We start from the raw sequence: 20,550 nt of genomic DNA, 5'->3' as shown, positions 1-20,550 counted from the left end.
AGTTGGCAACCCGGCGCCCTGTCAGGTTGTCAGCGAAACAGACGGAATCCGCACGACCCGCGACCCGGCCCGGCCGTCTGTACAGACCGCCGGGCCGCAGTCCGTGTTCAGAACGGCCAGACGCGCGGAATGATCAGCAGGGCCGCCACGAACGTCACGGCGGTCAGGCCCGCCCCGACCCGCACGAAATCCATGAACGAGTACCGCCCCGGCCCGTACACCAGCATGCATGACGGCTCCAGCGGCGTGATGAACGAGTTGCTGGCCGCCACCGTGATCCCGATGATGAACGGCCGGGGATCGTAGCCCAGCGCCTTGGCGGTTCCGATGGCCAGCGGCAGCATGACCAGCGCCGCCGCCTGGTTACTCATGGGCTGGGTCAGCAGGACCGTCACCAGGAACAGCGCGCCCAGCAGTCCGTACGGCCCCAGCGGCTCCAGCACTCCCGACAGCGCGCCGGTCAGGGCGCGGGCCGCGCCGCTGTCCTCGAAGGCCGTGCCGAAGGCCAGCATGCACGCCACCAGCACGATCACCGGCCACTCCACCGACCCGTACGCCTCCTCGGGCGTGATCAGGCGGAACATCAGGCTCAGGGCGACCGCCACGACCACCGCCACCGCCAGCGGCACGACGCCCAGACCGCCCAGCAGCACGGACCCTCCGAACAGCAGCAGCGCCAGCGGGGCGCGCCGCAGGTCGCGCTGCCGCTCGGTCAGGTCACCCATGACCACCAGGTACTCGCCCAGCGAATCCAGGCGGTCCGCGCCGCCCTGCACCATCAGCACGTCACCGACCTGGATGCGCAGGCGGCCCAGGCGTTCGACGTTCCGCGCGCGGCGGTGCAGCGCCAGCACGGACGCCCCGTACCGCTCACGGAAACGCGCCTCTTTCAGGGTGCGGCCCAGCAGCGGCGAGCCGGGCATGACGACCGCCTCGACCAGCCGCACCGCGCCACCCTCGTCCTGCGGGAGTTTCTGCTCGCTCTTGCTGACCACGCCCAGCGTGCTCTTGCCCGCCAGGATGCGCTCGGTGGGCCCCTCGACGGTCAGGGTATCGCCCTCCTGCACGCGGAAGTCCGGTCCGGGCGCGTACTGCGTGGCCTCCTCGCCGCGCCGCACGGCGACGACCGTCAGGCCGTGATCGCGGCCCAGTCCGGTTTCCCGCAGGGTCTGCCCGGCCAGCGGACTGCCGGCGGCGACCGTCAGGTCCGCGAGGTACGCCCGCAGCGACTCCTCGAGCTGCGCGTCACGGGCGGGCAGCAGGCGCGGCGCGACGAAGAACAGGTACGCCAGACCCAGTACCGCCACCGGCACGCCCACCCACGCCAGTTCGAAAAACCCCAGCGGTTCCTGCCCGGCCGCCGGCAGCGCGCCCGACACGACGAGGTTGGTGCTCGTGCCGATCACAGTGATCGTGCCGCCCAGGATGCTCGCGAACGCCAGCGGCATCAGCGCGCGGCTGGCGGGAATCCCGGCGCGGCGCGCCGTGCCCGCCACGACCGGCAGGAACACGGCAGTCGTGGCGGTGTTGCTGGTAAAGGCGCTGACGCCCGCCACGGTTCCCAGCAGCGAGCGCAGCGTGGCCGTGGCGTTCCGGGAGCGCCGCGCGATGCTCACGCCGACCCACTCGATCACCCCGGCCCGCAGCAGCACCCGCGTCAGGATGAACAGCGACGCCAGCGTCAGGACCGTGTCGCTGCCGAAGCCCGCGAACGCCTCTTTCGGGGTCAGCAGGCCCAGCAGCAGCAGCGCCGAGAGCAGCCCCAGCGCGGTCACGTCGACCGGCAGCCACTCGGTGGCGAACAGCACCAGCGCGGCGACGAACAGAATCAGCAGGATCAGGATGGGGTCCATGTGTCACCGGGAAGCGTGCCGCGCCCACGGGCTGGCCGCGTGAGAGAAACCAGAAGACGTACCCGCTTGATTTCCGTGACCCTGCTTCCGGTTCAGGCCGGAGCGGACCAGCCGGTGGCGAGCCGGGTCAGGGCCTCGCGCAGCACCGTGACCGCCCGGTCGTATTCCGCCAGATCCAGGCGTTCCTCCGGCGTGTGATCCAGGGCGCTGTCGCCCGGCCCGTACGCCAGCGTCGGCACCGGCCAGTGCCCGGCCACCACGTTCATGTCGCTCGTGCCGGTCTTGACCTTGAACACGGGCGTGCCGCCCTGCGCGCGGATCGCGACCCGCATGGCCCGCGTCAGCGCGTTGTCCCGGTCGTGCCGCACGGCGCTCTCATGGCCGGTGAAGGTCACGGTTACGCTGTCCAGGTCGGCCAGCAGCTCACGGATGACCGCCTCGGCGTCGGCGGGGCTCACGGCGGGCGGCAGGCGCAACCCGAAGGTGCCGCGCGCCCGCTGCGTCAGGCCGTCCGTGCCGCTCGTGATGTCCTGCACGGTCGCCTGCACCCCGCCGAACACGCCGCCCGGCTCGCCCGCCCCGGCCGCCCAGGCCCGCACCCGGAACCACGCCTCGGTCAGGTCGTCCCCGGCGCTGCTGCCCTCGCCCGCCGTGTGGAAGTTCTCGCGTTGCGCCTCGGCCCGCACGACCAGGCGACCCTTGTAGCCCAGCGTCAGGCCCTCCCAGCCGCTCGGTTCGCCGATCAGGACCACGTCCGGGCTCAGCACCTCGCGGATGTGCCGCGCGCCCCGGCTGCTGGGCGCCTCCTCCTCGGTCGCGCCGATCACCACGAAGCGCGCCGCCGCCAGCGCCTCGGGCGGCAGGGTCGCCACGGCCGCCATGAACGCGCACAGCGGCCCCTTGGCGTCCACGCTGCCGCGCCCGTGCAGCACGCCGTGGCTGTCCACCCGCACCGGAATCTCGCCCGGCACGGTGTCCATGTGGCCCAGCAGCGCCACCGTCAGTGGCCCACTGCCGCGCTCGCCCACAGCGTTCCCGGCATCGTCCACCCGCGCCGTGAAGCCCCGCGCGGCCATCCAGCCGCTCAGGAAGTCGGCCACCGGCCCCTCCTGACCGGACAGCGACGCGGTCTGCACCGCACGGATCAGCAGCTCCCGCGCGTCCTGCACGTCCGGCGCGGCGGCCGGAACGTCAGTCGACATCCATCACCCCGCCCGAGGTGCCCGACGCCCGCGCCAGCGCCACGAGCAGCCGCGCGATGTCCGCCAGCGCCATCAGCGCGATGGTGCCCACGCCGCCCGCCAGCAGCGTCCAAAGCGCCAAGAGTTGCTCGCCGCCCGAGAACTGGAAGAACGCCAGCGCGACCGACGCCACGAACAGCACTGCGCCCAGCACCCGCAGGCGACCCGTCAGGCTGTCCACGAGGTCCGCCTGCCGGGTCAGCGCCGCCACCGCCGACGCCGCGCCCCGCAGCGGCACGCCGGCCGAGGCCGGAGCCGCCGCCGGCGCTGCGGTCGGCATCGGGACGGGGGCGGGCGCCGGGGCGGGCGCGACCTCGCTGCGCGGCGAGGCCGGCGATTTGGTGAGGTCCGGGGTGCGGCTGGGCGAGAAGCCGCTCGACGAGATCACGACCGGCGCCGCGCTGACCGGCGTGTGAACCGGAGCGGGTGCCGGCGTCGGTGCCGGACTCGGTGCGGGTGCCGGGGTGGGAACCGGCGTGGGTTCGGGAGCGGGCGTGGGAGCAGGCTGGGGCGTGGGCGCCGCCGGTTCCGGGGTGACCTCGGCCGCCTGCGCCGCTTCCTGCGCGGCCACGCGTTCCTTGGCCTGCGCGGTCGCGTCCCTGACCTGCCCGAAGAACGCCTGCACTTGCGCCGGATCGAAGCCCAGCAGGCTGGCCGTCAGGGCCGTCCCGGCCGGCGTCTCGACCCGCAGCGTGCCCTCCTGATCACTGTGGATGCGGGTCAGGTCGCGCAGCGTGACCCGGCGCGTACCGTCGCCGTCCTGGAACAGCAGCGTGTCGGCCGTCAGGACGAACAGCGCCTCGTCGCGTTCCAGCGACGTGAGGGGAGAAGCGGTCATTCCGATGGTCTGCAGGGCCTGCACGGCACGTTCACTGGGGGCACGCTGGGTCATGATCACTCCTTGAAAAACCCACAGGAGCCGGGCGCCGCCTGAACCGGCCCTCTCCTGCACCTGGGCGGCCCCGGTCACGCTACGCGCGGCCCGGAACCTGTCGGCACAGCATACCCAACCCTGCCCAGGCGCGCGGCGCCGCTCCCGGCTGTCACGGCCGCGCATGAAGACACGCCCGCGCCGCCTCTCACCGCGCCCCCCGGTAGGCGCGCCACACTGGGCGCATGACCGACCCACTGCACGACACCACCCCCCTGGGCCGCAGCGTCGAGGACATCGAACGCGAGAGCGGCAACCTCGTGAACGACCCGCGCGAGGGAGAAACCCTGCGCCGCGATCAGGGACCGGCCGTCATTCCGGCCGTGGCGAACGCCAACACCACCGGCCTGATCGCTGCCGTCGCCCCCGCCGACCTGATCGAGCCGGGCAGCGGCCCGGACGACGGGACCAGCACCGTCAACCGCGACAGCAGCGAGGAGTAAACCGAGACAGGAGTGGGCGGCACCGGAAGTTCCCCTGGTGCCGCCCACTCCTGCCCTGTGCGCGGGTCGCGTCAGCCGGTGCCCAGGTCGCGCGGGCGGTACGTGACCGCCTCGGCCAGGTGCGCCTCGCGGATGTCGGGGCTGCCCGCGAGATCCGCGACCGTGCGCGCCACGCGCAGCAGGCGGTCGTAGCCGCGCCCGGTCAGGCCCAGTTGCTTCGCGGCGGCCCGCGCAAAATTCTCGGGACCGGCCGCCAGCGGGGCGTGCTGCCGCAACGCCTGCCCGCCCAGATCCGCGTTCCGGCCGCCCTGCCGGGCCAGCATCCGCTCGCGGGCCGCCGCCACCCGTGAACGCACCGGGGCCGTGGGTTCCGGCTCGGGCGCGCGGGTCAGTTCCTCGACCGTCAGGCGCGGCACCCGCACCGTCAGGTCGATGCGGTCCAGCAGCGGCCCCGACAGCCTCGCCGCGTACCGCATCCGCTCGGACGGCGTGCACACGCAGGCCTTTTCCGGGTCGCCCAGGTGCCCGCACGGGCAGGGATTCATGGCGGCGATCAGCTGAAAGCGCGCCGGGTACTGCACGGTCGCCCGCGCGCGGCTGATCACGACCGCGCCGTCCTCCAGCGGCTGGCGCAGCGTCTCCAGGGCCTTGCGGCTGAACTCCGGGAATTCATCCAGGAACAGCAGGCCCCGGTGCGCGAGGCTGACCTCACCCGGCCGGGGCACGCCGCCCCCACCGATCAACCCGGCGTCCGACACCGTGTGATGCGGCGCGCGGAACGGCGCGCCCAGGTTCAGGCGGCCCCGCGACGCCAGCAGGCCCGCCGCCGAGTGAATCCGCGTGACCTCCAGCGCCTCGGCCCGCGTCAGGGGCGGCAGCAGCCCCGGCGCGCGGCGCGCCAGCATGGTCTTGCCGCTGCCGGGCGACCCGACCATCAGCAGGTTGTGCCCGCCCGCCACGGCGATCTCCAGCGCCCGGCGCGCCCCGCTCTGGCCCTTGAGGTCCGCGAGGTCCAGCAGCGTGTCCTCCGGCCCCTGCGCCTCGGGCGCCGGCGTGACCGGCAGCGGGTGAGAGCCGCCCAGGTGCCGGGCCGCCTCGGCCAGGGTGCCTGCCCCGAACACCGGCACGCCCTCGATCAGCGCCGCCTCGGGTGCGTTTCCCAGCGGCAGCAGCGCCGGCAGACCCAGCTGCGCCGCCAGCAACGCCAGATTCACCGCGCCCGAGATGGGCCGCAGGCTGCCGTCCAGCGCCAGTTCACCCGCCACCAGCGTGCCCGCCAGCGCCGCCGCCGGCAGCAGGTCCTGCGCGGCCAGCAGCCCCAGCGCGATGGGCAGGTCGTACAGCGGCCCCTCCTTGCGCAGGTCCGCCGGAGCGAGGTTCACCGTGATCCGCGCCGCCGGGAACGGCAACCCCGCGTTCCGCACGGCGGCCCGCACCCGCTCGCGCGCCTCGCTGACCGCCTGATCCGGCAACCCCACCACCGTGAAGGCGGGCAGGCCCGGCGAGACGTCCACCTCGACCTCGACCGGAACGGCGTCCACGCCGATCAGTGCGACACTGCGGGCGCGGGCCAGCATCAGCGGCCCCCACGAACTGTGCGGAATTTCACGCTTGCCAGCGTACCAGACGCTCCGCTGTGCGCCGGCCGCAGGACCTCACACCCCCGGCAGGGGACACGCGGGGCGCGGCCGGGGCCGTCAGCTGTGGGTGGGCTCCTTGGCGACCGTGACGGCCGGGGTGCTGTCCGGCGCGGCCGGCTGGGGCACCTCGACCGGCTGCACCGTCAGCGGCTGCACCGTCGCCGGTTGCGCCGCGACAGCTTGCGCTGCAACGGGCTGCGCCGCCATGGGTTGCGCGCCCGGCGCGACAGCCGCCGCGACCGGAACGGCCGCCTGCGCGTGAATCGTCTGCGCGGGAGCGGCGGGCGGCGGGTCGTTCAGGGTGCCGTCCAGGCCGTCTTTGAGGCTCTGGGTACTTTTGCGGAATTCACGCAGGCCAGCCCCCAGGCTCTTGCCCAGTTCCGGAAGTTTGCGGGGACCGAACACCACGAGCGCGACCAGCAGGATCACCAGCAGTTCAGCAGGACCGATATTGGGCATAACACTTGACCTCCAGGGAAAATCGGCGGTGACCACACCACCAGCCGGCAGACGACCGTCCGGCGCGGCCCGCCAGGAACCACCCCCGCAGTGTAGGGCCGCCCGTCCAAGCAAATGTCACGCGCCACCTTCAGCGCGGCGCGACCGGCCCCGGCACGCCCGCCGCTGCGGTCCCCTTCGCGTCGGCGGGCGGCACGTCCCGGTACGCGCGCAGCGTGCCGTTCATGAACGCCACGTACAGCGTCCCGTCTGCCGCCAGTGGCGTGGCCTGCACGCCCTGCGCCTCCCGGTGCGACCAGCGTACCGCCCCGCTGCGCACGTCCAGCGCCCGGAGTTCCCCCGCCTCGGACGCCAGAAACACCATCCCGGCGCTGATCACCGGACTGGCCGTCACGCGGCCCTCCATGCGGTGCGACCACAGGTCCTCGCCGTCCGACAGGCGCAGCGCCCGCACCTCGCCCCCCCACCCGGCCAGGATCGCCACGCCACCGTCCCGGTCCGCGCCGGTCAGCGCCGGGGACGCCCACACCTCATCCTCCAGATCGTACGTCCACAGCGTCGGCTCTCCCTGCGCCAGCGCCGGCCGCCCCCCCGCCGCGCTGAGCGCCAGCGCATGCACCTCGCCCTCCCAGGTCGCCACGACCAGCGTCGCCTCGCCCGGCCGGGTCGGCAGCAGCGCCGGCGTGCCGTGCACCGTCCCGATCTCGACCTTCCACATGGGCGCGCCGCTGCGGGCGTCCAGCGCGTGCAACCAGCCGCTCTCGTCGCAGATCAGCGCCGCGCCCGCCCACACCAGCGGACTGGCCGCCACCGGCCCGCCCGTCCGGTACGCCCAGCGCAGCTCGCCGGTCCGGTCGTCCAGCGCGTACAGGTGCCCGTCCCGGCTGCTGGCCAGCACCTGCCCGCCCCACAGCGTGGGCGCGCCCGTCAGTTCCGCCCGCGCCCGGTGCAGCCACACCTGCGCGCCGCTGTGCAGATCCACGCGCCGCAAGGTGCCGTCCCACGCGCCGAACAGCACCTGCCCGCCCTGGAAGGTCGCCGGGGCCGTCACCTCGTCGCGCGCCGCGTACGTCGCGAACGGCCGCCCCGACGCGTGCGTCAGGACCAGCTGCCCGCCGCGCGTGCCCACCGCCACCAGATCCCCCTCGCCCATCACGGCGGCCGGCCACGTCACCTCGCCCGGCAGCGGCACGCTCCAGACCTCCCGCAGGCCCGCCACGCGCGCCGGTCCGTCCGGATGCTCACCGGTCCGGGTGCGCCCACCCCGGTACTGCCCGCGCACGTGCGCCGTCCACACGTCCCGCCGCGCCAGCGCCCACAGGTGCGCCAGCGCCTCCCCACTCTCCGGGCGGTCCTCCGGACGCTTGGCCAGCAGCGACAGCAGCACCCGCGCCACCGCGTCCGGCACCGCCGGGTTCAGCTCGCGCGGGTCCGGCGCGGCCTCGTACACATGCTGGTACAGCACGCTCTGATCACTGTCCCCCACGAACGGCGGACTGCCGCACGCCACCCGGTACAGCACCGCGCCCAGCGCGTACAGGTCACTCAGCGGCCCCACGCCCACCCCGCGCGCCTGCTCGGGCGCCATGTACGCCGGGGTGCCCAGCGTCACGCCGCTGCGCGTCAGCTGCCGGGTGTGCTCACTGAGCGCCACCAGCCCGAAATCCATCACGCGCGGTAACCCCGCCCCGTCCAGCAGCACGTTCCCCGGCGTCAGGTCCCGGTGCGTGATCCCCTGCGCATGCACGAAATGCAGCGCCCGCGACACGAACGCCGCCGCCGTCAGGAACCGCCCCAGCGGCCCCGGCGCGTCCTCCAGCGGTCCCAGCGTCGTCACCGGCCCGCCCGTCATCAGCGGCATCGTGAAAAACGGCCGACCCCCCTCCGGCTCCGTTCCCAGGTCCAGCACCGGCACCACCCCAGGGTGCGTCAGGCGCGCCAGCGTCCGCACCTCCCGCAGAAAGCGCTCGCGGTCACTGGGCGGCACGTGCGCGTGCTGCACCTTCACGGCCACGTCCCGCCCCAGCAGCGTGTCGTGCGCCCGGAACACCCGCGCGCTTCCACCCTCGCCCAGCAGACCCAGCAGGTCGTACCGACCCACCAGCACAGAGCCCGAATCCAGCGGCATACTCCGCGAGTGTAGCGCCCGGCAGCCACGAGGGAGGCGCGGGGCGCGGCTCGCAGTGGGTGGGGAGTGGGTCGGTGGCTGACCTGCCGCCCTGCACCCCACTCCCTCCTGCGTTACTGGCCCATGGCCGCCAGCTGCCCCGGCGTGACGGGTTCGCGCAGCAGGTGGGCGAAGGTGTCACTGCCGCCGCGCTCGACGGCCTGCCGCACCAGATCGCCGCCGACGGCGTACGTGAAGATGTACGACCGGAAGGTGGGATTCCCGATGAACCGCAGGGACTGCCGGGCGCGCGCCTCGCTGGCCAGGGCGTAGGTCTGCAGGAACTCCAGCACCTCGCCTTCCGGGGCGCGGTCGGCGTGCAGGCGCATGGCCGCCTCGCCGCTCACGCCGCCCAGCGCCCGCTTGACCTGCGTGACCGCCAGGAACGCGCGGATGTCGTCGGCGTCCAGCCCGGCCAGCGCGGCGAGTTCCCCGGTCAGCCACGCCTCTGCCTCGTCCGGCGTCATGATGGCGCGCAGGGCGTTCACGGCGATGCCCTCCGACACCACACACTCCGGCGCGTTGATGAGTTGGATGCTGTGTTCCAGCCAGCCGCGCCCGCGCACCAGCCCGGCCTCCTTGGTGGCGTGCTCGGTGTGGTGGCCGGGGTAGCCCTCGTGCGCCAGCAGGTCCGGCAGGGCGGGCAACAGCACCGGCAGGTCCGTGTTGATGTCGATGCGACTCTTCAGGTTCCCCAGCGGCCAGTTGTACCCGCTCCAGGGCCGGTCGTTCACGAGTTCGATACTGAAATCCTCGCCGTCCGGCAGCCCGAAGCGTTCTGATACGCGTGAGCGCAACTCCGCCAGGATCGGGGCCGCGACCCGCAGGATGTCCCCGCGCGGCACCGCCACCCGCGAACGCAGCGCCTCCTCCCGCTCGATCAGGGAGCCGCTGCCGGGCAGCGCGGCGTCCAGCGCCCGCAGCGCCCCGTCCAGTTCGCCCAGATCCGCGCGGCGCGCCTCGATGTCGTACAGGCCGCGCACCTCATCGGCGTACGCGATGGCCTCGCCCGACAGCAGGCGCGTCATGGTGTGCATGGCCCGCACCTGCACCGTCAACCACTCGCGCCGCGCCTCCTCCGGCACACCCGCCACGTCCGCCAGCAACGCCGACGCCTCTGCCATCAGCGCCTGCGGCTCGCGGGCCTCCCGCACCGCCCATTCCGGCGGCCCCCCGTACCCGTCGATGAAGCCCTCCGAGTGCGCGTCGATGGCGTGCGCCAGCCGGATGTACCGCTCTGCAATGTCCGTCATGCAGGGCAGGATAGGCGCGCAGCCTTCCGTGCGGGCCACCCGTCGTCCCGCATGGCTGGCACCCCGACGCCGGGCGGGGGCCGGTTCAGTCGCCCACGAACACCAGCCGTTCGTAGGTGCCGTCCGTCCGGCGGGCGGGCAGACCTGCCTGGGCGGCCTGTTTCAGGCGGGTCAGGGCGGTGGCCACGGCGGGGCCCTCGCCGTACATGCGCCCGGCGTCGTCGGTCAGCTGGATTTCCAGGCCGCGTTCCTCGCCGTGCGTGGCGCGCAGGACCACGCCCGCGCCGGGCACCTGGGTCACGTGGACCCCGGCGGGCAGGTCGGCAAGTTCGATCTGGTGGCGGAGGGTCTGTTCGTCCATGCGGTCATTGTGCGCCGTGGGTGGGGGGCGCGCACCCCGCACCGCGCCTCAATTCCCCGACCGGCCCGCCCGTATCCTGCACGTGTGACGCTGTTCGACCCGCCCGCTCCCCTCGCCGAACGCCTGCGGCCCCGCACGGTCGCGGAGGTCGTGGGACAGACGCACCTGCTCGGCCCCGGCCGACCCCTGACGCGCGTGCTGCAATCCGGGCGGCTGGGCAGCCTGATCCTGTGGGGGCCGCCCGGCGTGGGCAAGACCACCCTGGCCCGGCTGCTGGCCGGCGAGGTCGGCGCGCATTTCATTCCGCTCTCGGCGGTCACGGCGGGCGTGAAGGACGTGCGGGACGCCACCGCAGAGGCCGAACGCCTGCGCGGCCGGGGCCAGAAGACCATCCTGTTCCTCGACGAGATCCACCGCTTCAACAAGGCGCAGCAGGACGCGCTGCTGCCGCACGTCGAGTCGGGCCTGCTGACCCTGATCGGCGCGACCACCGAGAACCCCAGCTTCGAGGTGAACCCCGCCCTGCGCTCCCGCGCCCGCACGCTGGTCCTCGAAGCCCTGAAGCCGGAAGAAGTACGCGGCCTGCTGGAACGCGCCCTGACCGACGAACGCGGCCTGAGCGGCGTGACCGCCGAGGAAGAGGCGCTGGACCTGCTCGCCCGCCTCGCGGAAGGGGACGCCCGCCGCGCCCTGAGCACCCTGGAAGTCGCCAGCACCCTCAGTAACCCCGTCACGCAGGGCGCGATCACCGAGGCGTTCGGGCGGCACCTGCCGCAGATGGACAAGAACGGCGAGGACTTCTACAACCTCATCAGCGCGCTGCACAAGAGCGTGCGCGGCAGCCACGTGGACGGCGCGCTGTACTGGCTGGCCCGCATGGTCGAGGGCGGCGCCGACCCCCTGTACGTCGCGCGGCGCGTGGTCCGCATGGCCGCCGAGGACATCGGCCTCGCCGACCCGCAGGCCCTGCGGCTGGCTGTAGCCGCGCGCGACACTGTCGAATTCCTCGGCAGTCCCGAAGGCGACCTCGCCCTCGCGCAGGCGGTCGTGTACCTCGCCCTCGCCCCCAAGAGCAACTCCGTGTACGTGGCGTGGAAGAACGCCCTGAACGCCGTGCGCGAGGGCGCCGGACCCGACGGAGGCAGCCTCGCCATCCCGCTGCACCTGCGCAACGCCCCCACCGCCCTCATGCGCCAGCAGGGCTACGGCAAAGGCTACGCGTACTACTTCGACGATCCCGAAGGCAGCTTCAACCAGAACTACCTGCCAGACGGCGTGCAACTGGACCTCTACGCGCCCACCGGCGAAGGCTGGGAAGCCCGCGTCGCCGAACGCTGGCGCAAACTCCGGGACGCCCACGGGGACGGGGAGAGCGCCGGGAACTGAAGACCGCTGTCAGCCCAGGCCCAGCCGCCGGGTGACGCTGGCCTGCGCGTCCTGTTCGGGGACGTCGGTCACGACCGCCTCGATCCGCCCGTCCGGCCCGGTCAGGACCAGGGTGGGGTAGACCTGCACGCGGTACGGGCGGCGCAGGCTGCCGTCCGTGTCGAGGTGCAGCGCGTCCCCGTAGGCGTGGGGGGGCAGGTCGCCGCGCCGCGCGTCGATCACGCGCAGGTCCAGCCCATGCGCGTGTGCCAGCTGCCCCAGAAACACGTCCAGCGTGTCGCACGCCACGCACGCCTCGGTCTTGAAGGACAGCAGCGTGCGCCGCGTGACGTTCAGCGCGGCGGGTGGCGGCACGACCGCGCCCGGCTGAATGGTGCGGGCGGCGACCAGCCGGGTCAGCAGCGCCCCGAGTGGGCGGGGCAGGCGGATGCGGATGGCTCTGGGCGCCGTCGTCATGGTGGGACCTCCGGGGATGCTGGAGCGGATGTGGTGGGTGGACTCCCTGATGGTACGTGGCAGGCCCGGCGGGCGGGACCGCACCTGCCGCACGAGCTGTCTGCGCGGGCCGTCAGCGGAAACCCCCCGCCGCTCCGGCGTGCGGAGGCTGGTGGGGGGCTGTGAAACTGGAAGTCTGTGAAGCTGGAGGGAGCGCCCGTCGTCGAGGCCGTGGGAGTGAGGGGTGCGCGGTGCCGGGTGAGGGGTGCCGTGTGCTGGGCGTGCCCGGTGGGGCCGGTCGGTCCGGCGACGCCGCCCCGGCGTCTTCAGGGGTGCAGCCTTTTCCCCGCTGCGAGGTAGGTCTCCGCCCGCGCGGACGCTCCCGACCGGCAGTGTGGGCTTACTCGGGCAGGTCCGTCAACCAGTTCGCCTGTTGCAGCTGCGTGTCCAGTTCCCGGCGTTCCTTCGCCAGGGCGTCCACCTGCACCTGCAACTCGCGGGTGGGAATGGCGGACAGGATCCGCACCTCGCTGTTGCTGTAGCGGGTGGGGCGGTCGCTGGCGGTCGCGGCGGCGCGGCGCAGCACCCGCAGGCGCAGGTCCAGCAGGTCGCGGCGGGTCAGGGCGTCCGTCAGGGTCCGGCCATCCGGGAGGGTGGCGCGCAGGTTCGCGCGGTGAATGCGGGGCAGCAGGGCCTCCAGCCGCGCGGCGACCTCCGCGAACTCGCGCAGCAGGGCCTGCGGGTCCTCGGCGGGCGCCTCGCCTTCCTGCACCAGCAGGTTCTTCACGAGGCGTTCTTCCAGTTGCGCGGCGCGTTTTTGCAGGTCGGCGCGTTCGATCAGGGCCTCGGCGAGTTTCATGCGTGCAGGGTAACGCGCGGCGGGTCTGACCTGAACGGCGTGCTGGCCTGAATGGTGGGCTGGCCTGAATTGAGATAAGGCTTTCTAAGCCACTCGGCGCACGGTGTTGGGGGGGCGGGGCCGGTATGCTCCCTGTGAGATGTCTTTCGATGCCCGCGCCCTGTCCGCTCTTGATTTTCCCCGTGTTCTCGATGCGCTGGCCGAGCGCAGTGCCACGTCGCTGGGCGTAGAACGTGCCCGTGGGTTGCGGCCCTCGGACGACCCGGAGCGGATCGCGCGGGAACTCGATGAGGTCGAGGACGCGCTGTTCGGCGTGAGCCTCAGCCTGGGCGGCATTCAGGACATCCGCGAGTTGCACGCCCGCGCCGCCGAGGGCCGCGTCCTGTCGGGTTCGGAGCTGCTGAGCGCGGCGTACTCGCTGGACGGCGCGATGACCGTCAAGCGGGCCATCGGCGTGAACTCGCGCGGGCCGCTGCGCGAGGTGGCGGTCGGGCTGGGCGATCACAGCGAACTGGTGCGCCGCGTCCTGAGCGCCCTGGACCGGGACGGCGCGGTGCGGGACGACGCCAGCCCCCGCCTGCGCGACCTGCGTAAGCGCATCGAGCCGCTGCGCGGCCGCATCCGCGAGCGCCTGACCGCCACGCTGGAGAAGTGGTCGGACGTACTTCAGGAGCACATCGTCACCATCCGCCGCGACCGGTACGTGCTGCCGGTGCAGGCCAGCCGCGTGGGGCAGGTTCAGGGCATCATCGTGGACGCCAGCGCGACCGGGCAGACGTACTTCGTGGAACCGGCCGCCGTGACGCAGCTGAACAACGAACTGACCCGCCTGATCCTCGACGAGGAAGCCGAGGTGCGCCGCATCCTGACGGAACTCTCGGGCCTGCTGGCGGGCGACGCGGACGTGCCCATGACGCTCGTGACGATCGGGGAACTGGACCTGATCGCCTCCAAGGCCCGATTGGCGCGTGACTGGCGCCTGAATCGCCCTGAGCAGGTCACGGACGGCACGTACGACCTGCGCGAGGTGCGCCACCCGCTGATCGAGAACCCAGTCGCGAACGACCTCTCGCTCGGCGAGACGAAACTGCTGCTGATCACCGGCCCGAACATGGGCGGCAAGACCGCGACCATCAAGACGCTGGGCCTCGCGGTCCTGATGCACCAGTGCGGCCTGTACGTCGCGGCGGCCAGCGCGAAACTCCCCGTGGTGCGCGACGTGCTGGTGGACATCGGCGACGAGCAGAGCATCGAGGCGAGCCTGTCCACCTTCGCCTCTCACCTCAAGCACCTGCGGTACGTGCTGCGGCACGCCGCGCCCGACACGCTGGTGCTGGTGGACGAGCTGGGCAGCGGTACCGACCCGAACGAGGGCGCGGCGCTGGCGCAGTCCCTGATCGAGACGCTGCTGGCGCAGGACGCGCGCGGCGTGATCACCTCGCACCTGTCCCCGCTGAAGCTGTTCGCCCTGGAAACACCCGGCCTGAAGAACGCCTCCATGGGCTTCGACGTGGACACCCTGGCCCCCACCTACGTGTTGCAGGTCGGGCAGCCGGGCCGGTCGTTCGCACTGGCCATCGCGCAGCGCATGGGCCTGCCCGCCGACGTGCTGCGCCGCGCCGAGGACCTGCTCGGTCCCGACGCCGGCCTGATGGAACGCATGCTGGAGGGCCTGGAACGCGAACGCGAGGACCTGCGCGCCCAGCTGGAAGGCACCGCCGCCGCCCGCCGCGACGCCGAGGCCGAACTGGGCCGCGTGCGCCAGGAACGCGAGACCCTCGAGCTGCGCCGCAACGAGATGCTCGCCGAGGCCAGCCAGAAGGCCGAATCCCTGTACGCCGACGCCATCGAACGCGTCCGCACGCTGCGGGCCCGCGCGCAGGAGGACAGCGCCCGCCCGCGCGTCATGCAGGAACTGCGCGAACTGCGCGTCTCGGCGCAGAAGGCCCGCCCGGCGCCGATCGTGCGGGAGGAACGCGGCGACCCCATCCGCGTGGGCAGCCGCGTGGACGTCCCCGCCTACAACGCCACCGGGCAGGTGCTCGAACTGCGCGGCGACGATCTGGTCGTGCAACTGGGCGTCATGAAGGTCGGCGTCAAACGCCGCGACGTGCGCCTCAAGCAGGAACCCAAGGTCACGGCCCCCAGAACGCGCGGCCCGCGCACCGCCTTCGCCGGGGCGGTCGCCGCCAGCACCTTCCAGAACGAACTGCAACTGCGCGGCATGGGCGTCGAGGAAGCCGTCGAGGAACTCCGGACCGCCGTTCTGGAAGCCCACGCCCTGAAGGAAAGCCCGCTGCGCGTCGTGCACGGCAAGGGCCAGGGCGTGTTGCGCCGCCTGCTGCGCGAGTACCTGAAGAGCGACAAGAAGGTCGAATCCTTCCACGACGCCGAGGCCAACCAGGGCGGGCACGGCGTCACCATCGTGAACATCCGCCGCTGACCCTGACCTGACCCGCCGCCTCATGAGGTCAGACTTTGACTGAACTCAGGCTCAGGCCCCAGGATGGGCGGGTGCGTTTCCTTCCTGAAGCTTCCGCCCTCCGTTCCCTGATGCTCGCGCTGACGCTGGGCAGCCTGCCGGGCGCCGTCGCCTCGGCGCAGACGGCCACCCCTGCCGCGCCGACCAGCACCGGCTTCAAGCTGCCCTCCGATTACCTGAACCGCTTCGGCAGCGCGCAGTTCGTGGCGTCCACCACCGACGGGTTCGGCGTGCGCTACCTGCCGCTCCCGCTGGACCGTGACGTGCGCTTCACGCTGCTGAAAGCCCCCACCTACTGGGATTACGGCCTGACCGCGCAGTTCGGCAGCCTGAGCGCCGCGCTGGGCCGCTTCTACAACGTACCCAAGGCCGAACTGACCAGCGCGCCCGGCAGCGGCCTGCAGTGGAGCGCGCTGGTGCAGGGCGGCGCGTCCCACTCGCACGCCACGGTCGGGTACGCCACGCAGGTCTGGGAGGGCCGCGTGCGCTTCCTGAACAACGTCGGGGTGGCGCAGCAGGGCGACGTGACCGCCGCGTACACACAGACGGAAGTCAGCGGCGGGTACAGCCGGGCCTACGGCAAGGTGAACACCGGCCTGTACTCCACGGTCCGCATGTACGCCTTCCCCACGCAGGGCAAGGCGCAGGGCAGCGCGGACGTGACGGCCGTCATCGGCGTGCCGCTGGCCGCCGGCCTGAACCTGGACGCCTCGCACTTCGAGCGCTTCGCAGTCGGCCAGACGGCCATCGGGGACTTCGGCTTCGGCCGGGCGCAGTCCAGCAACGCCAGCCTCACGTACCGACTGCCGCCCGCCGAGGGCTTCGGGCTGGGGGCCGTGCGGGTCCGCGCCACCCGCGACTGGCTGGGCAAGTCCGCCACGGCCGACGCGGACGTCGCCTTCCGCATCGACGGCCTGCCCGCCCTGATGGGTGGCAGCGTCGGCTACGAGTGGTACGAAACGAACGCCACCGCGAACAAGTGGCGCTTCGCGCTCGTCGCGCTGCCCCGCTGACCCCCTGCACCGCTGATTTCCTGCACCGGGTCTGAACATTAAGGCCAGCCCCTGGACAGGACGGGTCCGGCCGGGCAGCGCGGGTGATAGCGTCCCCGCGTGAGTCGTTCCGGGAAGCTGCCCGCCCATCCGTCCCCCACTGCCGCCGGGGGGCGGATGCCGCTGTCCCTGCTGGCGACCGGCACCGCCGCGTTCTTCACGCTGGGCCTGATCCAGGCGATGTACGGCCCCAGCTTCCCGCTGTTCCAGGCGCGGTACGGGGTCAGCACGGCGGGTGTGGGCGTGATCGCCAGCGCGCACTTCCTGGGGTCGGCCATCGCGCCGCCGCTGGTGGGCCTGCTGCTGCGGCGCCTGAGCGTCCGGGCCGGCATGTCGTTCAGTCTGCTGGTCCTGGCGGCCGGCATGCTGGGCGTGGTGTTCGCGCCCACCTGGGCGCTGGCGGTCGCGGCGGCCTTCGTGGGTGGCCTGGGCCTGGGCGGGGTCAGCGCCTGCCTGAACGCCGCGTACGCCAGCGTGGGCGCGCGGGCCGTGAATCTCGTGAACGCCGTGTTCGGGGTGGGCAGCATGGTGTCGCCGCTGCTGGTCGCGGGCCTGACGGGCGCGGGGGCCGGCGTGGCGACCGGCATCCCCGGCGGGCCGTTCCTGGTGGTGGCGGCCCTGTGCGCCGTGACGTTCGTGGTGGGCCGCGTGTGGGGCGTGCCGGACATCGCCCCGGCCCCCCCGGACGGCGCTCCGGCGCGGCCCGGCGTGCAGTTCGCGCTGTTCGCGGCATTGATCGCCAGTTACGTGGGCCTGGAAGCCGGGTACGGCGCGTGGACCGTGCGGTACCTGACCGAACTGCGCGTGGCGGACGCCGCGCTGATCCTGAGTGCGTTCTGGGCGGCCCTGACGGTCGGCCGGATCCTGACCGGCGTGTTCGCCGCGCGGCTGCGCCCCGAGCGGGTCGTGCTGGGCAGCGCGGCCGGGCTGCTGCTGTGCGCGCTGGCGGCGTCGGTGCCGGGACTGGCTGGCGCGGCGTTCGTGCTGGCGGGGCTGGCGCTCGCGCCGGTGTTCGGGACCACCCTGGCGTGGCTGACCCGCACCCTGTCGGCGCGGCTGGTGCCGTTCCTGCTGGTGGCCGGGTCGCTGGGCGGCGTGGTCGCCCCGGCGCTGCTGGGCGTGCTGTTCGCCCGCTGGGGCGCGCCGGCCATCCCGGTATTCCTGGGTGTTCTGGCCGCCCTGCTGGCGCTTTTCACCGTGCTGGCGGCCCGGCAGGCCCGCGCGGGGGCGGGGGGGGCGGCCATGCCCTAGCAGGGCGCATTGTCAGGGGTGGGGGCGTGTGGCAGAATGCGCGCTGATTCTCACCCAACCCGCGTCCCCTGCTTTCCCCCAGGGGAGCAACCGACTTCAGTTCATGAGTCCTCGCCGGAGTACCCGGCGGCGCAACGGAGGCCTAGAGTGGCACAAGCGACCAGACAGGTGAAACTCACACGTGAAGGGTTCGAACGCCTTCAGAAATCACTCGATCAGGAGATGGGCCGGCTGGCCGAGGCGACCCGCATCCTGCAGGAGCAGATGGAAACCAGTTCCGACACCGAGGACACCGGACTGGAGGACGCCAAGCGCGAGAAGATGAACATCGAGGCGCGCATCGAGGAACTCGAGGACACCCTGGCCCGCGCGACCGTCATCGAGGACCACGAGAACGAGGGCCGCGTGGAACTCGGCGCGATCGTGGTGCTGGGCAACGAGACCACCAAGAAGGACATGAAGGTGCAGGTCGTCAGCGCCCCCGAGGCGGCCGTGACCGGCGGGAGTCTGCCGCGCGTCAGCGAGGACAGCCCGGTCGGGAAGGAACTGATGGGCCGCAAGAAGGGCGAGGCTTTCGTGGTGAACCTCGACAACGGCCGGCAGATGAAGTACAAGGTCAAGAGCATCGAGTACTGATCGGGTTCCGTTTGTTTCGCTGACAATCCGGAACTTCACCGGAGTGCCAGCTCCACGTCCGGAACCCGTTTCTCTCCTACTCGCATCCGCTCGGATTGAACGGCCTTGTAAGCCGTTCAATCGGAGTCCGTATGACCTGCCCCGGCGTGGGCGGGTGACGGGTGGGGCGTGGGCGGTGGCCTGCGCCCCACCTGCCGTTCAGCCGGAGGCTGTCCCGGCTGGCGGGGAGGGGTGTGGCTGGACGTCGGTCCCGTCCGGGCTGGTGGGTGCGGCCTATACTGGCCGTTATGTCTGATGGTTCCACTCCCACCAACCGCCGCGAGGGTCTGCACGAGCAGACCGTCAGCCGCCTGAACAACCTGGACGCCCAGGTGGCCGCCGGCTTCGAGGCGTACCCGTACACCTACGCACGCACCCACCACGCCCGCGACGTGCTGGCCGCGCATCCCGCCGATGCGGTGGGCGAGGACGGCGCGCCGAAGTGGGAGGCCGGGCAGGAGTGGCCGGAAACGGAGTACGCCCTGGCTGGCCGCGTGACCCTGATGCGCCACATGGGCAAGGCAGCCTTCGCGGACCTCAACGACGAGTTCGGCAAGATCCAGTTGCACTTCTCCAAGCAGGACACCGGGAACTTCGATCCCACCAAGAAGATCGACCTGGGCGACATCATCGGCGTGCGCGGCTTCCCGTTCGTCACGAAGACCGGGCAGCTGACGCTGCGCGTGACCTCCTGGCAGCCGCTGGTCAAGAGCCTGCACCCGCTGCCCAGCAAGTTCCACGGCCTGCAGGACGAGGAACTGCGTGCGCGGCGCCGTTACCTGGACCTGATGGTCACCGACGGTGCCCGCGAGAAGTTCCAGGCGCGCAGCCGCATGATCCGCTTCGTGCGCAATGAACTGGACCGCATGGGATTCATGGAGGTCGAGGGGCCGACCCTGCAAGTAACGGCCGGGGGTGCCGAGGCGCGGCCCTTCATGACGCACCACAACGCGCTCTCACACGACTTCAAGCTGCGGATCAGCCTGGAACTGTACCTGAAGCGGCTGCTGGTGGGCGGCTTCGAGAAGGTGTACGAGATCGGCCGCGTGTACCGCAACGAGGGGATCGACCGGACGCACAACCCGGAATTCACGATGCTGGAACTGTACTGGGCTTACGTGGACTACGCGGACATCGCGAAGCTGGTCGAGGACCTGCTGAGCGGGCTGGCGATGGAGGTGCACGGCTCGTACAAGTTCGGGTACCAGGGCCGGGAGCTGGATTTCACGCCGCCGTTCGCGCGCGTGGATTACCTGGGTGGTCTGCGTGAGCACGTGCCGGGGCTGGATTTCGATCCGCTGGATCTGGATCGCCTGCGGGCGTTCTGTGACGAGCGCTTCCCGCAGTGGAAGGCGGTGCCCAGTTACAAGCTGCTGGACAAGCTGTTCGGGGAGTTCGTGGAGCCGCTGCTGACCAACCCGACGTTCGTGATGGACCACCCGGCGGTGATCAGCCCGCTCGCCAAGCGGCACCGCACCCGCACGGAGGACGTCACGGAGCGCTTCGAGGTGTTCTGCTCGGGCTTCGAACTGGCGAACGCGTTCAGCGAACTGAATGACGCCTTCGATCAGCGCGAGCGGTTCGAGGCGCAGAGTGCCCGTCAGGCGGCCGGGGACGACGAGGCGCACCCGCAGGACGAGGATTTCCTGCTGGCGCTGGAGTACGGCATGCCTCCGGCGGGTGGCCTGGGGATCGGCATCGACCGTCTGGCGATGCTGCTGACTGACAGCGACTCGATCCGGGACGTGCTGCTGTTCCCGCTGCTGCGCCCCGAGGGCACGGGCGGCGAGGCGGAGGCTGGCGAGTAGGACGCGGCTGACCAGCTGCTCTGACCGGTCGCTTCCCATGTGGAGGCGGCCGGTTTCTTCTGTCGGCTGGCGGGGGAGGGCGGCGGGCCGGGTACAGAGGGCTCGGATTAAATCTGTCTAGACAAATGAAACCGGTTTAGTTAATTCGTTTGTTTGACAAACAAAATACGCAACGCGCAAGATGACTTCACACAAGATTCATCTCAGGTGAGCAGGGCAGCCGTGACCGACGGCCCACCCGCCACGCTCCGTCG

The 20,550-nt window shown here is 72.1% G+C and carries 17 protein-coding genes; 7 read left to right on the top strand and 10 right to left on the bottom strand.

Annotated elements, in window-relative coordinates; genetic code table 11:
• Window positions 1–107: 107 nt before the first annotated feature.
• The 3 genes from BXU09_RS03910 to BXU09_RS21170 form a co-directional block, all read right to left on the bottom strand.
• The gene (locus BXU09_RS03910) at window positions 108–1,853 is read right to left on the bottom strand and encodes an SLC13 family permease (protein WP_078300715.1); all 1,746 of its coding nucleotides are present in this window, start codon (window positions 1,851–1,853) and stop codon (window positions 108–110) included.
• 92 nt (window positions 1,854–1,945) lie between these two features.
• The gene (locus BXU09_RS03905) at window positions 1,946–3,055 is read right to left on the bottom strand and encodes a [LysW]-lysine hydrolase (RefSeq protein WP_078300714.1); all 1,110 of its coding nucleotides are present in this window, start codon (window positions 3,053–3,055) and stop codon (window positions 1,946–1,948) included.
• Window positions 3,045–3,986 (bottom strand): hypothetical protein, encoded by a 942-nt coding sequence (locus BXU09_RS21170; RefSeq protein ID WP_205684132.1) that lies wholly within the window; start codon window positions 3,984–3,986, stop codon window positions 3,045–3,047. Before BXU09_RS21170 ends, BXU09_RS03905 begins: the two co-directional genes overlap by 11 nt.
• Before the next feature lie 224 nt (window positions 3,987–4,210).
• Here BXU09_RS21170 and BXU09_RS03885 point away from each other — a divergent pair, with 224 nt between their 5' ends.
• Window positions 4,211–4,468, top strand: a complete 258-nt coding sequence (locus BXU09_RS03885) for a hypothetical protein (protein WP_078300704.1) — start codon at window positions 4,211–4,213, stop codon at window positions 4,466–4,468.
• 71 nt (window positions 4,469–4,539) lie between these two features.
• Here BXU09_RS03885 and BXU09_RS03880 read toward each other — a convergent pair whose 3' ends face one another.
• From BXU09_RS03880 to BXU09_RS03860, 5 genes are all read right to left on the bottom strand, one after another.
• Window positions 4,540–6,045, bottom strand: coding sequence for a YifB family Mg chelatase-like AAA ATPase (locus tag BXU09_RS03880; protein WP_078300702.1), 1,506 nt, complete (start codon window positions 6,043–6,045; stop codon window positions 4,540–4,542).
• Window positions 6,046–6,165: 120 nt separating this feature from the next.
• The gene (tatA, locus tag BXU09_RS22070) at window positions 6,166–6,567 is read right to left on the bottom strand and encodes a twin-arginine translocase TatA/TatE family subunit (RefSeq protein WP_078300700.1); all 402 of its coding nucleotides are present in this window, start codon (window positions 6,565–6,567) and stop codon (window positions 6,166–6,168) included.
• A gap of 130 nt (window positions 6,568–6,697) precedes the next feature.
• Window positions 6,698–8,695 carry a serine/threonine-protein kinase gene (locus tag BXU09_RS03870; RefSeq protein ID WP_078300696.1) on the bottom strand — a complete coding sequence of 666 codons (1,998 nt, stop codon included), beginning with the start codon at window positions 8,693–8,695 and terminating at the stop codon, window positions 6,698–6,700.
• 113 nt (window positions 8,696–8,808) lie between these two features.
• Window positions 8,809–9,987: a hypothetical protein gene (locus tag BXU09_RS03865; protein ID WP_078300695.1), complete on the bottom strand. Its 1,179-nt coding sequence runs from the start codon at window positions 9,985–9,987 to the stop codon at window positions 8,809–8,811.
• A gap of 85 nt (window positions 9,988–10,072) precedes the next feature.
• Window positions 10,073–10,348 (bottom strand): hypothetical protein, encoded by a 276-nt coding sequence (locus BXU09_RS03860; RefSeq protein ID WP_078300691.1) that lies wholly within the window; start codon window positions 10,346–10,348, stop codon window positions 10,073–10,075.
• Window positions 10,349–10,432: 84 nt separating this feature from the next.
• Between BXU09_RS03860 and BXU09_RS03855 the strand changes: the two genes are divergently transcribed.
• Window positions 10,433–11,734 carry a replication-associated recombination protein A gene (locus BXU09_RS03855; protein WP_078300690.1) on the top strand — a complete coding sequence of 434 codons (1,302 nt, stop codon included), beginning with the start codon at window positions 10,433–10,435 and terminating at the stop codon, window positions 11,732–11,734.
• Between the two features lie 9 nt (window positions 11,735–11,743).
• On the opposite strand, the gene BXU09_RS03850 is transcribed toward BXU09_RS03855, so the two are convergent.
• Both BXU09_RS03850 and BXU09_RS03845 read right to left on the bottom strand, forming a co-directional pair.
• Window positions 11,744–12,190 (bottom strand): hypothetical protein, encoded by a 447-nt coding sequence (locus tag BXU09_RS03850; protein WP_078300688.1) that lies wholly within the window; start codon window positions 12,188–12,190, stop codon window positions 11,744–11,746.
• Window positions 12,191–12,569: 379 nt separating this feature from the next.
• Entirely contained in the window at window positions 12,570–13,028 is a 459-nt protein-coding gene (locus BXU09_RS03845; protein WP_078300687.1) for a DIP1984 family protein, read from the bottom strand.
• Window positions 13,029–13,167: 139 nt separating this feature from the next.
• On the opposite strand from BXU09_RS03845, the gene BXU09_RS03840 reads away from it, so the two are divergent.
• From BXU09_RS03840 to lysS, 5 genes are all read left to right on the top strand, one after another.
• Entirely contained in the window at window positions 13,168–15,471 is a 2,304-nt protein-coding gene (locus tag BXU09_RS03840) for an endonuclease MutS2 (protein WP_078300686.1), read from the top strand.
• A gap of 71 nt (window positions 15,472–15,542) precedes the next feature.
• The gene (locus BXU09_RS03835; protein ID WP_240501002.1) at window positions 15,543–16,523 is read left to right on the top strand and encodes a hypothetical protein; all 981 of its coding nucleotides are present in this window, start codon (window positions 15,543–15,545) and stop codon (window positions 16,521–16,523) included.
• 99 nt (window positions 16,524–16,622) lie between these two features.
• On the top strand, window positions 16,623–17,813 hold the full coding sequence (locus tag BXU09_RS03830; protein ID WP_240500999.1) for an MFS transporter: 1,191 nt from the start codon (window positions 16,623–16,625) through the stop codon (window positions 17,811–17,813).
• Window positions 17,814–17,960: 147 nt separating this feature from the next.
• Window positions 17,961–18,449: a GreA/GreB family elongation factor gene (locus tag BXU09_RS03825; RefSeq protein ID WP_055362427.1), complete on the top strand. Its 489-nt coding sequence runs from the start codon at window positions 17,961–17,963 to the stop codon at window positions 18,447–18,449.
• Window positions 18,450–18,736: 287 nt separating this feature from the next.
• Complete coding sequence (gene lysS, locus BXU09_RS03820; protein WP_078300684.1) at window positions 18,737–20,296, top strand: lysine--tRNA ligase; 1,560 nt, start codon at window positions 18,737–18,739, stop codon at window positions 20,294–20,296.
• The last annotated feature ends 254 nt before the right edge of the window (window positions 20,297–20,550 follow it).

Source organism: Deinococcus sp. LM3, from assembly GCF_002017875.1.
In the GTDB taxonomy this organism is placed as follows: Bacteria; Deinococcota; Deinococci; order Deinococcales; family Deinococcaceae; genus Deinococcus.
Note: the sequence above shows the minus strand (reverse complement) of the source record. Positions and strands in the feature narration are given on the sequence as shown.